Origin of the sequence: Paenibacillus sp. FSL L8-0494 (genome assembly GCF_038003695.1) — a bacterium.
Classification (GTDB): Bacteria; Bacillota; Bacilli; order Paenibacillales; family Paenibacillaceae; genus Paenibacillus_AQ; species Paenibacillus_AQ odorifer.
The window spans coordinates 998,406-1,012,105 of sequence record NZ_JBBOPQ010000001.1; the positions used below are offsets into that span (position 1 = coordinate 998,406).

Below are 13,700 nucleotides of genomic sequence, written 5' to 3' on the forward strand. Positions count from 1 at the left end.
CAAAAAAAGGCGTCCGGATTATCCGGATGCCTTTTTCTATTTTAAAGTATTGTTCGTGCGCTTACGCATTTTTTCCCGTATATACATGTACGGCATCTCTTAGAAACGCAGCGAGTCCAGGGTGGCGCTTGTCATAGTATTCGGTAAAACGTTCATCATCAACATACAATTGTGCAACACCAGCATGAGCTTCTTTGGAATAGGAATTCCAGTAGAAGGAGAGCCACTCACGGTGTAGGTCAGCACTTTTTTGCGCCAATATACTGGCAGGATCTCCATGCTCCATCGCTTGCAAGAGCGTTTCGAACATCTCTTCCTCAAGCTGTTGTATAGCTGCATATTGTTCTTCTGTCATCCCTTTAAGCTTTTGGTTGGATTGATTAATGGTGTCATCTCCGTATTTCTCCCTTATTTCTTGGCCATATTTCTTTTCGTTATCATCTACCAGCTTTTGCTTAAAGCCTTCGAATTTTTCAGTATCACTCATGGTAATTCTCCCTTCTTTTTGAGCCAGCGTCTTTTCGACGTTAGCGATTAATAGATCTAATTGCTGTCTTTTTTCCAGTAGCTTGTCATGATGCTCCCGCAGCGCTTTGGCTCCGTCGAATGAGGGCTCTGTCATAATAGCCTTGATACGTTCCAGACTTAAGCCAAGCTCCCGATAAAACAAAATTTGCTGTAGTAGATCTACTTCGGTACGGCCATAGATACGATACCCTGAAGAGTTGATTCTCGCCGGCTTAAGAATGCCAAACTCATCGTAGTAGCGCAGGGTCCGTGTGCTGATTCCAGCTAACTCTGCGAGCTTCTGCACTGTGTATTCCGTAGTATCACCTCCTACAATTCAAATGTACACCTTTACGTAACGTGAAGGTCAAATGGTTTTTTTAGCATATCCAAAACAGCGGCAGCTACCCTCTGAATGATCATGGGGAAGTCTGCCGCTGCTATGAATAAGTCTATAATGTTGAGCTTTGCTGCTGCCTGAATTTATTTATGGCCCATTTGTGCTGTGAAATAATTGTGCAATTCCTCCAGCTTGCGAGGGTCCGCAAGGGTTGCTTTGTCTGAGAAGTAGTGTTCAACGACAAGGTCCCAGGTAGGTACAATTTTTTGTGAGGTCATTGCCTTAATGGCTACCTTAACTGTTTTGCGTTCTTTGGCATTGGAGAAGGTATCTACGTAATGCTGTGAACGTTCAAAATCCAGATCCTTAAACACGGCGCGGAAGATCTCTGACGTCATCCGTGCATCATCCAGCGCCCGGTGTGCAGATCCAGTAGGCTCAAGCTCAAACAATGCCATCGCGCTTTCCACGCTGACATCATTGCTAAGACCACGCGCACGTAGAACTCCTTTGAGCAAATCGAAATACGTAGCGGACATCCAGTAGGATTCGTCCATCTTGTGCATGCGCACATCCTGAATGATTCGCTTCATATCTTCGCCACCCCAGGTAAGCAGCAGAACTCCATCTGTACTTAGATCAAGCCACTCTCTAAAAGCAGTGATGACTTTGGGGAAGCGGGCGGCAATGTCGATTTCCTCTTGAGGGATACCGGTTTTTTTCTTAATAAAGGAATTCAGGGTGGAGAAATATATAGGTTTGATCAAGGAAGAAAATTCATCCTTATACTGCAGTGAAGAGTCTAACCGGACGGCTCCAATCTCAATGACCTCCATAGGGTGCTCGCTGGCAAACTTACGGCCGTTGAATTCGATGTCCAGAATAATATAATCCACAGGTACTTGCCTCCGTTTCCATGACTGACGCTGTAGTGCTTAATACGTCGACTTCTCTATTTTAACAAAAAAAGTGATGTAATGGGGAATATGGAGACAAGCTAATATTTGCACAAAAAAATGAACCAGCACAACATCTGCGCACTGGTTCATTTAATCAGTATTTAAATTTAATCCTATAAAAGATTAATGTCCTGAATCGGCAGCAGGTTCAGGCATATGAATCGGCTGTTCATTAATAACAGATCCGTCATCAAGACGAAGCCAGGTATTGAAGTCTTGGTTGCCTTTGACCAGTTCTATGACGCGTGCTCCCCGCATAAAGCCTTCTTTTCCATAAGTATTGTAGCCGGTAGCACGGCCATAAGAAAGACGTATGCCATACAGGTTGCCGCTAAAATCATTGATATGGTCATGTCCGCAGAAGGTGCCAAGCACATCACCCATTTCCAACAAAGCCGAGAATAAGCCCGAGTTCACCTCAGGTGAGCATACACGCTCAAACTTATGCCCATGACAGACTTGTGTAGACCAGACATCCCGATATTCGGGAATTGGAATATGGAAGAAAGCCAAGGCAGGCAGCCTGTTCTCAGCAGTCTTCGGATTCAGCCGCGCAGATTCAGCCGTCAGCCAGTTGATCTGATTCCGCCCAACCCAATTGTAGCCCGGGATATCCTCATACTCGGAATAGCCGCCAGAATCCAGAAAATACAAAATAGCGGCCGCGTGGTCTTCCTGATCTTTAATTTCAAGAGTGTAATTGCCCGAGCCTTCCAGCTCTTCTGGACCGGCTTCGGTCAGGCAGTGGGGATGTTCCAGGGCAATTTGCATCAGTTCACTCTTTGAAATCAGAGTTTCTGTGTCATGGTTGCCAAATACAAAGGTCCAAGGGATGCCGGATCTCTCCACGGCAGCGACAGCCTCACGAAATGCTTGTGCGGGGTGCTCGCATGCCTTGTTTCCCGGTGATACAGGACCAGTGTAAATAAGATCTCCCGTGAAAACCACAAGATCAGGTTGTTCCGCATCCAGAATGCGTTCCATCAGTGCTTCGGTAAGCTGATCCTCAGCTCTTCCATCCATCCAGTGCAGATCGGTAAATTGTACGATTTTAAAAGTGCCATTTTGCTGAAATGATAAACTGTGTCTCATTAGAAGTATCTCCCTCACTATCGAATATTGAATAGCAAGCTGTGGAGGCGCCAACCACTCATTGCGCCAAGAGGGCGTTGAGGGCTGACGTCGTTAGAAGCATAGCTATACGCAGGTCAGCCGATCCAGATCCGCTGAGTGCAATGATCTCCAGAGTTTCTACCGATCATAATATCATATTCCCCAGGCTCGAAGACCAACTGATCATCTTTCCCGTAGAACATTAACATTTCTCTGGTGATTTCGAAGGAAACCACCTGTTTCTCATGCGGTGCGAGTGCAATCTGCTGGAAACCTTTCAGTTCCTTGACCGGGCGCACGACACTTGCGCTGACGTCGTGGATATAGAGCTGAACGGTTTCCTTGCCGGCGATGTCCGAAGTATTCTCTACTTCAATGGAGGCAACCACCCGATCCGCAGCTTCAACATTGAAGCTGTTGTAAGTAAACTTGGAATAGCTCAGGCCATAACCAAAACAGAACAACGGGTCATTCGGGCAGTCCAGATAACGGGTCACGTAACGCACATTAGGATACATAGGATCATAAGGACGTCCCGTTTGATAAGCATTGTAATAAACAGGAATTTGCCCAACCGAGTAGGGGAAGCTCATCGATAAACGTCCGGAAGGATTATAATCTCCGAACAGCACATCGGCCAGCGAATTTCCTGACTCTGTACCCAGAAACCAAGCCTGCAGCAGAGCGTCGCTGGCATCAAGAACGGGTTTCAGCTCCAGTGGTCTGCCGCTGAATACAATGGTGACGATCTTTTTGCCGGTATCCTTCAGACGCCAGATCAGCTTCTCCTGATTGGCCGATAGGCGGAGATTGGCTTTACTTCCGCCTTCCCCGGTATCCTGCTGATTCTCACCGACAGCGGCGAGAATTACATCACAATCCTTCAGCTGCTGGTAGGCGTCCTCGATTTCATCCTCCACATCAAAAACACCCTCAAGCATGCTTCCCAGCTCACCAGTCATGGCCGTAAGTATATCTTCGGCAGATGTTTTTTGCAAAATGCCGGTGTAGAGTGATACAGCCGGATCTTTTTCTGTCCCAGCCCAACCGCCCAGTACATGAATGGAGGTGGCGAAAGGACCAGCCAGACCAATCTTCATGCCACGTTTAAGGGGCAGAGCTTCATTGTCGTTTTTGAGCAGCACAACTGAGCTAGCTCCAAGCTCCCGTGCGGCCTGCAGATGCTCCGCGCTAGGTTTCGGAGCCTCATCCACCAGCGGATCTGCATCCTTGAATGGATTATCGAACAGGCCGAGCGCATCCTTGAGCTCCAGCACCCGGATGACGGCTTCATCGATCAAGGCGATGTCAAGCTTGCCTTCCTCGACCAGAGCAGCGCCGTGGTTTAGATAGTGAGTGGACATCATCTCAATATCCAGCCCAGCAGCCAGACTTTTCTCCGCTGCCTCACGGCCATCTATCGCGGCGCCATGGGGAATCAGCTCATTAACGGAATTGAAATCGGCGATGGTAACGCCGTTGAAGCCCCATTCTTCCCGTAAAATCCCGCGAAGAAGCTCGGAATTACCACTTGCCGGGATACGGTCAATGGTATTAAATGCGGCCATAACCATGGCCACTCCAGCATCTACGGCAGCCTTATAGGCTGGCAGGTAGAACTCACGCAATACGCCGGAAGACATATCCACTGTGTTGTATTCCCGTCCGCCTTCGGGAGCACCGTAACCAGCGAAATGCTTCACACAGGCAGCGATGCGTCCTTTTTCTTTTAGGTCTTTGCCCTGATAACCCCGCACCATACTTTCGGTGACACGGGCATTCAGATAGGGATCCTCACCAGATGTCTCCATGACGCGTCCCCAGCGCGGGTCGCGTACGAGATCCGTCATGGGCGAGAAGGTAACGTGAATACCGGCAGCCGCACTTTCCTTGGCGGCGATTTCGGCAAACCTTTCACAGGCTTCAAGGTCAAAGCTGCTGCCCATGGCCAGCGGAATCGGGAGGATGGTCCGGTAGCCGTGAATGACATCCGCCATGAAGAGCAGAGGAATCTTTTGTCTGCTGGTTTGCAAATGTCGGGTTTGCTGCTCGATAACATTCCTGGCTCCAATACCGTTCAGAACACTTCCGATGTTCTTCATTACCTGCGGCTTAATGTTCAGTTCCTTAAATGGTCCGGTTAAATCCACGGTATCGTCCAAACCCCAATAGTGAGGACCTAGCTGGGTTAATTGGGCCAGCTTTTCGTCCAGGGTCATATCGTTCACAAGATCTTGGATAAACGTTTTAGTCATGGTTAACTCCTTCCTCGTGAGCGCATCGAAAGTTAGTTTGTTAAATAGATGTGTAGTTCCCCGCCGGGCAGCGTAAGCATGATTTTTATTTGCAAAGCTTACGTTATATAGGCGATAAGGATGGGAGTGAACCGTTAACTCTCCTGGCACGCAGCTCCGAGATGCGGAATGGGCCTGAGCTATAATCAGGTTCAATTGTTGTGAAAATCATAGCATTTTTCTCTTCGGATACAGGGATGAGGCATGAATTAAATCAGAAGAGGATTGCATCATTAAGATGTTACATATGGAGACTGACATGTCTATGAAAGAAAAGTATAAAAACGTTTCCACAAACGATACACCTCGATATTAGTCTGAACACCAAAAAAAGTCAATCGCCTTTGGAAAAACAGCTAATTTATATTTTTTTACGTGAAAAATGTAACTTTAGTACTTGTAATTCAAAAATAAAATGAATTGACAGCGCATACATTTTGGGAGTATGCTTCTCACACAGAGAGTTTTACAGAAACACTGGAAACGTTTCTACAACGCTCGATACACTTTTTTATGAAGGTTGGGCAAACTGTTTTTATTCTGGCTGCTGGACAAGAAAGGAAGGTAATTTATGCATGTGACTGAATGCATCTTTCAAATTGGAGGTGGGCACTTTGGCGAGACTGAAGCTTGTGGGTGGAAACATTGTTCGGGAAGTCATTAAGAACAAAGTTCTTTTTCTAATGTTGCTGCCTGTAATCGTATATTTCGTTATCTTTCACTATGCTGTAATGCCTGGAGCTTACGTCGCATTTGTAGATTACAAGCTCAATAAGGGGATTTTTGGAAGTAACTTTATCGGCCTTAAGAACTTTGAGTTTCTGGTTCAAAATGGGGATCTATGGAATATTACCAAGAATACGCTGCTCTATAATATCGTCTTTCTAGCTCTAGGTAATATCATTCAAATAGTATTTGCCATTATGTTGTCTGAGATCTCAGGCAAGTGGTTCAAAAAAATATCACAATCCGTTATCCTGTTACCGAATTTCATCTCCATGGTTATCGTCGGTGTGTTTGCCTACAATATATTCAATTTCAATTCCGGGTTTATCAATACGATGTTAACTGGAATGGGGCTAGACCGTTACGAGTTCTATTCCGATCCGGGCATCTGGAAATATATTATTGTGGCTTTCAAGATCTGGGCGGGTACCGGATATGGAATGATTGTTTATCTGGCAACGATCACAGGAATTAATCATGATCTGTACGAGGCTGCTTATATGGATGGAGCGACTACCTGGCAGCGAATCCGTTATATGACCTTGCCGATTCTGAAGCCAACCTTTATTCTGCTTCTACTGTTCGGTATGGGTGGAATTCTCAAGGGATCCTTTGACCTTTTCTATAATCTGATCGGTACGAACTCCGTACTGTATCCGCAGACAGATATCATCGATACCTATGTCTTCCGTTCACTGGTGGGACAATTCAACTTCTCTATGGGTGCCGCAGTGGGCTTCTACCAATCCTTATTCGGCCTGATTCTGGTGCTTGTGGTTAACTTTATTGTACGTAAGGTAGAACCGGACAGCGCTTTGTTCTAAGACTAGACACGAAACAGGGGTGATAAATATGGAAAATACGACCATCAAACAGGATTCCGGAAGCATTCTCATAAAAGCAGTCAGTTATATCTGTATCGCAATCTTTGCGCTATTCTGTTTATTCCCCTTCGCGTTGATGATCTCCTCATCGTTCATGAACGAGCAGGAAATTGTTCGTGAAGGTTATAAGCTGCTGCCGAAGGCATTTTCCTTTAAAGCTTACGAGATGCTATTCAACAACTCTACTCAGCTGGTGAATGCTTATCAGGTAACTATCTTCATTACCGTAGTGGGTACGGTACTCGGACTGTTTATGATGTCGATGGCCGGATTCGTGCTCAACCGTAAGGATTTCAAGTATCGCAACTTCTTTTCCTTCTTGATTTACTTTACAACACTATTCAGTGGCGGCTTGATTCCGACATACATCCTGATGGTGAAGCACCTGCATATGAAGGACAGCTTATTCGCTATGATTCTGCCAGGTGTAGTTGGCGCATGGTCCATCTTCCTGATGCGTAATTTCATGAAGGCGATTCCGGATTCCTTATATGAATCCGCTACCATTGACGGTGCTGGCGACTTTCGCATCTATTGGCGGATATTTATTCCGCTGGCGGTTCCATCATTGGCTACCATCGGGCTTTTCTCAGCACTAGGCTTCTGGAATGAGTGGTATAACGGGATGTTGTATATTGACAGTCCGACGAAATATCCGCTCCAATACTTTTTGCAGCGAATGGTCAATCAGACGAACCTAGGAGCGCTAATCAACTCGGGAGCGGTTATCAATACTGCTGATCTTCCGACGCAATCCATCAAGATGGCTACAGCTGTGCTGGCCACTGGACCGATTATTCTCCTGTATCCATTTGTACAGCGTTATTTCGTAACAGGCCTCACCATCGGGGCTGTAAAGGGTTAATGGACGCAATCTTCTTTTCGAAGAGCGTTTATTATAAATGAAAGTTTCATAAATAGAAGAGAAAAGGGAGGCTTACCTAAATGAAAGGTAAAAAGATCGCGTCTTCTTTAATTGCTGTCCTCATGCTTACTGGAGCACTGACAGCCTGCACATCCAAGAACAACAATGAGCCGAGTAATGATCCGGCAGCCACGAAAGCTCCAGAGGCTTCAGCCAATGCAGGCGGAGTGGATACTTCCAAGGAAGCTAAGCTGGTGTACTACCTGTGGGGCAGCGAAGGAGTTAAAAATAAAGAAATCCTCGCTGAGATTAACAAGAAGCTCAAAGCTGATCTAAACGCTACGATTGAAGTGAAGTATATTGACTGGCCGGATATCGCTACTAAGTACCCGCTGCTTTTTGCTTCAGGCGAAGAATTTGATATGTCGCATGCATCTCCCGGAGCTCCTGTGTCTTATTTCACATTGGCTAGTGAAGGCGCTCTAGTGGACCTTACAGATATGCTGGATAAAGTTGCTCCTAAGCTGAAAGCGGAAATCCCGGAAAGTGTGTGGGAAAATACAAAATACAAAGGCAAAATTTATGGTGTACCAAGTCTTTATAGCGAATACACACCTGCCGGTTATGCCTATCGTTCTGACTTGCTGAAGAAATACGGAATGGACAAAATCACTTCCATTGATGATATGGTTAAATACATGGATAATGTGGTTGCTAATGAGTCCTTCCCGCCAATTAACGGCAAGGCAGAAGATGCAGCCAATATGTTCAGAATGCTCGTAGATACTACAGGGATGTGGCTTAACGCTCCTGGTATATCTTTGAATGAGCTGAATCTTGTGACTAAAAGTCCAGAGGACTACAAGACCGTCTTCCATCCAGCCTTCACTCAGGAATTTGAAGATTGGGCTGTGAAGATGCGTGAATGGGCGGATAAGGGTTACTGGAGTAAAGATGTGCTGTCTGCAACCCTAGGCAGTAAGGATAACTTCAGAGCAGCTAACTCCGCAGGTTATTTGACTCATGCTCAGGACTGGATCGGCCAATACGGTGCGGATTTGAAGGCACAACCGGAATCTGATCCTTACTTCTTTACTTTTGCGGAAGCTAATAAGAAGATCAAACGTAAGATGGGCGTTGACAACTCGACTGTAATCAGCACGAACTCAGCTAATCCAGAGCGCGCTCTGATGGTGATCGAGAAGTTCATGACCGATGAAAGCTACTACAACCTCATCCAAAACGGTATTGAAGGCAAACAATATGTTATGGAAAATGGTGTTAAAAAGCAGCCTGCAGGCTTCAACGATAAAACGGACGGCGGAGGTTTCGCTGCTTGGTCACTTCGTAATGACAAATTCGTAGTTCCTACGGATACAGAAAACCCAATCCGTAACTCCTTATTCGCAGAATGGGATAAAGTGGCTATCGATGATCCTTACAATGGCTTCAGCTTTGATCCAACCAATGTTACAACTGAAATTGCTTCGATTTCCAACGTGAATTCACAGCTCGGTATTCAATTGATGCTTGGTAAAACAAGCAAAGATCCAAAAGCAGCAGTTGCAGAGTACCGCGATCAGCTGAAAAAAGCAGGAGTTGACAAGGTCATTGCCGAAGTAGAGAAGCAATTGGCTGCGTTTGTTCCTGTCAACTAAAGAAAGTTAAGGGGTGTAAGGGAGCTATAATTCGATATAGCTCCTTTACCCATAAATGGGGGAGTAAAGTGGATGTAAATATCAAGGATATCGCGCGGATTTCCGGTGTGGGCATCTCGACGGTCTCCAGGGTAATCAATAACAAGGGACCGGTGAGCAAGTCTACACGTGAGAAAGTGATGAGTGTGGTTAAGGAATACAATTATATTCCCAATTCCAACGCGCGGAATTTGAAAACTACACAATCTAAGAACATTGCACTAATGGTCAAGGGGATTACCAATCCTTTTTTCTCTAATATGATCAGAGAAATTGAACGGCAGGTCAATCTGCGGGGCTACCCGTTTCTTATCCAGCAAGTAGAGGATGGGACCGATGAAATCAATGCTGCAATTCAACTGGTGAAGGAGAAGAATCTGTGCGGGATTATCTTCATGGGTGGAACCTATGATCATTCTGAAGAGAAGTTCAAACAGCTGACGGTTCCGTTTGTGCTGACAACGATCACCTCAACGCAGGAGGTGAACCCGCTTATTTTTTCCAGCGTTATTATCAATGAAACGAAGGAAGCCTATAAGGCTACCAATTATTTGATCTCATTAGGTCATACGAATATCGGCTTTTTAGCCAAGTCTCCATTATTGGATGAAACCACGGGCAACCGGCGGTATTTGGGCTACAAAAAAGCACTCGAAGAGCAGGGTCTGCCCTATGATTCAGGGTTGGTTGAGGATTGTGAATACAGTCCCAGCTCGGGATTTAATGCTGCGCGAAGACTGCTCAACAAGAACAAGGGAATTACAGCTATATTTGCCGCTTCCGACACGATTGCCATTGGTGCTGCCAAAGCGGTGCTTACCGCGGGGTTATCTATCCCTGATGACATTTCGATCATTGGCTTTGACGGGATCGAGATGGCTGAATATTATCATCCTTCTCTTGATACAATCAGCCAGCCGGGTACGGAAATGGCCTTATCCAGTGTAGGTGTTCTGTTCGACCTCATTTCCGGACGTTCAAACCATCAGCATATTGTCTATGATGCGGTATTGCTCAAGCGTGGTTCCTGCAAGATGATTAAACCTCGTTAAGATCACACTATAAACCTTTATTGGAGTGGAACCGAAATGCAAGATACACTGAGAATAGGTACGATTGTACGTGGTGGAGAAGCCGTTAAGGTCATTCCACAAATTGTGGGGCATGGATTTGAATCATTTAATCTGAACTTTTGGCAGACCACCGGCGAAACCGATTTGATAGAAACGGCTGCACGACTGAGGGAGTTAGCTGCTGAACATGATTTTGTCATCTCTTCTGTGGGCATCTATGGCAATCCGCTCGCAGGCAGCGGCGACAATGCCGACACGTTGGCCAGCTGGGAGCGGCTGATTGATCATGCACATTTATTTGGCACAGATATTATAGGCGGCTTCACTGGCCGATTGCCAGGTTTGTCCATTGATGAGTCCATCCCGAAGTTTACAGAGGTGTTCGGAGAACTGGCGAAGAGAGCGGCAGATCGCGGCCTGCGGATTGCTTTTGAGAATTGCGCTATGGGCGGAAACTGGCAGAGCGGAGAGTGGAACATCGCTCACAATCCTTCGGCCTGGGAGAAGATGTTCAATGCTGTTCCGGCAGATAATCTGGGATTGGAATGGGAGCCTTGCCACCAGATGATCGCATTGATTGATCCGCTTCCGCAGCTGCGCAAATGGATGGATAAAGTATTCCATGTGCATGGCAAGGATGCGACCATCGCTTGGGACATCGTCAAGGAATACGGTATTCATGGCCCCAAACCTTATGTATGGGACCGGACCCCTGGCTTCGGGGATACCAATTGGGTAGATGTAATCACCATCCTGCGCCAAGCGGGTTATAAAGGTACGATTGATATCGAAGGCTGGCATGATCCAGTGTATCGTGATGAGCTGGAAATGACCGGCCAGGTGCATGCATTGAATTACTTGAAATATTGCCGTGGTGGCAGCTTTGTGCCTAATCCGGTTTAAATGGTGCCGTATGAAAACAACCCAAAAATGACCTCGAAATCCACAGTGAAGTGGAGGATGAGGTCATTTTTTATAGTTAATCCTGAATTAATCCTGAATCAGATATCCTTGTCCCAGCTGTATTTCTTTGAAGCCAGCCAAATGGCGGGCTTGAAAGCGGATAGGGGTGCTGCCGCCAACCATAATGATATTTTGGATATCGGCGGCCCCTTCTGAAGGCAGGGAAAAGGCTTTGATATAGGCGTACTCTTCGGCTAGCGTCGTATAAATCGCGTTGATAAGCGGGTCATTTTCACCTTTTCCCATTAGATTCATGAGAATATATCCGCTTGTGTTCAGCTTGGAACGGGTAATACTGAAAAATTCGCGGGAGATCAAATGCCTTGGTGTACCAGCGGCAGTAAAGGCATCCAAAATGATGTAATCATATACCTGCGGGTCTTCACCTTCAAGGATCTGACGTCCGTCACCGATCACTACGTTATCTTGACTGTATCCAAAGCAGCGGCGGCTTAATTCGACTACTTCGTTGTCTAGCTCGGCTACTTTAAATCTTTTCTCCGGAAAATGCCCGGCAATTGTTCCAATTCCATGCCCAATAAGAAAAACATCCTCAAAAGAGGGGAGGTTGAACTCCATGAAGTGAATGATGGCCCGCGGATATTCAAAGAGAATTCGTTGCGGGTCATTAAGATCCATCGCACCTTGAGTGGCATGATTCGAGAACTGCATAACGCGGAAGGAGCCTTTTTCACCATATAGTTCTGTTGTGTCGTAGACGGTTATTTCATGATTTTCGCTATTTCTTTGAAGCTCTGAATGCAAGTGATCAATCTCCTTATACAATAGAAATTCGTTTATATTCATTGGGTGTAACCCCGACAACACGTTTAAAAAGCTTGTTGAAATAGGCAGGGTCGCCATATCCAACCTCTGCCCCAATCTCGTGAACCTTTAGGTCCGGAGCATTCTTGAGCAGATGTTTGGCTTTGCGCAGCCGAATTTCGGTGATGTAGTCCGTCAGTGTAAGTCCAGTCTCTTGCTTGAACAGCTTGCTTAAATAGCTTGGGGTCAAAAAAACCATATTCGCCAAAGTGTTCAGATCTGCATGCTGATTATAGTTAGCGGATATCCAGCGTTTGATGGTTTCTATGGCTGTACCGGACATTTCCAGACGATGGGTTCTAATTTCGGTCAGAATATTTGTAAAGTGGGCGGTAAATATCTCCTCAATGTTGCTAAAGCTTAAGCTGGACGCGATTCTGTCATCCAACCTGAGGTCGGGAGCACTTTTATTGCGGGCCTTGAATTCTTGCAGTTCCTTTTGTGCGGTTTCTTCAATCCATCGACAGACACGGAGAATTTGGTCAGGGCCGGCTTGTTGCGCTTTCAACACTGAGAACAGGTCATGAACCCATTCTAAGATGCCTGTCACATTCAGAATCTGCAGGTTATGGATCAGCGGTTCTCTAATTGTATTAAAGTGATCCAGGATGTTTATCTCCGGCTGTTGAATATCCTGAATATTCGCGTAATGCACAGGCTCCGGATTATATATGCCCAGGTTGCACGCTTGTTTAGCATCTAGGTATGCCTGTCTAAGCTTGGAAACCTCATTATAACAACCGCTGGTACCTACATGTAGGATCTTTCCGTGCGCAGATATCCGCATAATGTCACCGATATCTTTTAAATCGTTGTCTGACAGCGGCTCAGCAGAATATACAATCCAGACGTATAGTCCCTTTTGAAGCTCTAAGCTGTCAAAGCTCAACGCCTTCTCTTGCCGCAGACTGTCTGCACAGGAGCAGACGGTTTCTCTGGTGCTCCCTTTGAGGACAAAGACCGAGAAATAAGTCTGGGGCAAGGTAAGGCTGGATAATAGTAGAGGGGAAGAGGGCTCTTCGATATGTAAGAATGTCAATAAAAGCCCGGAACGGTGGCGTTCTTCCTTGTCGCGCGCGAGCTGCCGTTCTTTGTCTAGCCGATATAGCAGCTCGAACAGCTGCTCTTTATTGATTGGTTTTAATAAATAGTCTACAGCTGAGCTGCGGATGGCTTCTCGGGCATAATTAAATTCAACAAATCCACTCATTAGAATAGAGTAGATCTGCGGGTGGGTGGCTTTTAACTGCTTAATCAGCTCCAAACCATTGATTTGCGGCATACGAATATCTGTAATCACAACATCAAGTTGAAGTGTGGTTAACTCATCTAATAGATGTTTTCCGTCGGAGTAGGTGCCGATGACCAGAAATTCGGCGCTTTCTTTACTGATCATTCGAGCCAGTCCTTCGCGGATTAAGATCTCATCGTCAACAATCGCAATACGCAGCAAT

General features: G+C 46.0%; 11 protein-coding genes. 5 read left to right on the top strand and 6 right to left on the bottom strand.

Annotated elements, in window-relative coordinates:
• Positions 1-61: 61 nt before the first annotated feature.
• The 4 genes from NYE35_RS04490 to bglX all read right to left on the bottom strand — a co-directional run bounded on the left by NYE35_RS04490 (position 62) and on the right by bglX (position 5,174).
• Positions 62-814: a MerR family transcriptional regulator gene (locus NYE35_RS04490; protein WP_235219544.1), complete on the bottom strand. Its 753-nt coding sequence runs from the start codon at positions 812-814 to the stop codon at positions 62-64.
• Positions 815-990: 176 nt separating this feature from the next.
• On the bottom strand, positions 991-1,743 hold the full coding sequence (locus tag NYE35_RS04495; protein ID WP_036686897.1) for a 3'-5' exonuclease: 753 nt from the start codon (positions 1,741-1,743) through the stop codon (positions 991-993).
• Positions 1,744-1,929: 186 nt separating this feature from the next.
• Positions 1,930-2,898 (bottom strand): metallophosphoesterase family protein, encoded by a 969-nt coding sequence (locus tag NYE35_RS04500; RefSeq protein WP_076296119.1) that lies wholly within the window; start codon positions 2,896-2,898, stop codon positions 1,930-1,932.
• Between the two features lie 116 nt (positions 2,899-3,014).
• A complete protein-coding gene (gene bglX, locus NYE35_RS04505; protein WP_341120255.1) occupies positions 3,015-5,174 on the bottom strand; it encodes a beta-glucosidase BglX in 2,160 nt (719 codons plus the stop codon).
• 644 nt (positions 5,175-5,818) lie between these two features.
• Here bglX and NYE35_RS04510 point away from each other — a divergent pair.
• The 5 genes from NYE35_RS04510 to NYE35_RS04530 all read left to right on the top strand — a co-directional run bounded on the left by NYE35_RS04510 (position 5,819) and on the right by NYE35_RS04530 (position 11,361).
• On the top strand, positions 5,819-6,763 hold the full coding sequence (locus NYE35_RS04510; protein ID WP_305953532.1) for an ABC transporter permease: 945 nt from the start codon (positions 5,819-5,821) through the stop codon (positions 6,761-6,763).
• A 28-nt stretch (positions 6,764-6,791) separates the two neighbouring features.
• Entirely contained in the window at positions 6,792-7,688 is an 897-nt protein-coding gene (locus NYE35_RS04515) for a carbohydrate ABC transporter permease (RefSeq protein ID WP_036686906.1), read from the top strand.
• 80 nt (positions 7,689-7,768) lie between these two features.
• On the top strand, positions 7,769-9,346 hold the full coding sequence (locus NYE35_RS04520) for a DUF3502 domain-containing protein (RefSeq protein ID WP_076105428.1): 1,578 nt from the start codon (positions 7,769-7,771) through the stop codon (positions 9,344-9,346).
• Positions 9,347-9,414: 68 nt separating this feature from the next.
• Positions 9,415-10,437 (top strand): LacI family DNA-binding transcriptional regulator, encoded by a 1,023-nt coding sequence (locus NYE35_RS04525; RefSeq protein WP_036686912.1) that lies wholly within the window; start codon positions 9,415-9,417, stop codon positions 10,435-10,437.
• A 36-nt stretch (positions 10,438-10,473) separates the two neighbouring features.
• On the top strand, positions 10,474-11,361 hold the full coding sequence (locus NYE35_RS04530; protein WP_076194375.1) for a sugar phosphate isomerase/epimerase family protein: 888 nt from the start codon (positions 10,474-10,476) through the stop codon (positions 11,359-11,361).
• 87 nt (positions 11,362-11,448) lie between these two features.
• On the opposite strand, the gene NYE35_RS04535 is transcribed toward NYE35_RS04530, so the two are convergent.
• Positions 11,449-12,228: a spermidine synthase gene (locus NYE35_RS04535; protein WP_076296121.1), complete on the bottom strand. Its 780-nt coding sequence runs from the start codon at positions 12,226-12,228 to the stop codon at positions 11,449-11,451.
• A complete protein-coding gene (locus NYE35_RS04540; protein ID WP_341120260.1) occupies positions 12,200-13,699 on the bottom strand; it encodes a response regulator transcription factor in 1,500 nt (499 codons plus the stop codon). Before NYE35_RS04540 ends, NYE35_RS04535 begins: the two co-directional genes overlap by 29 nt.
• Position 13,700 lies beyond the last annotated feature (1 nt).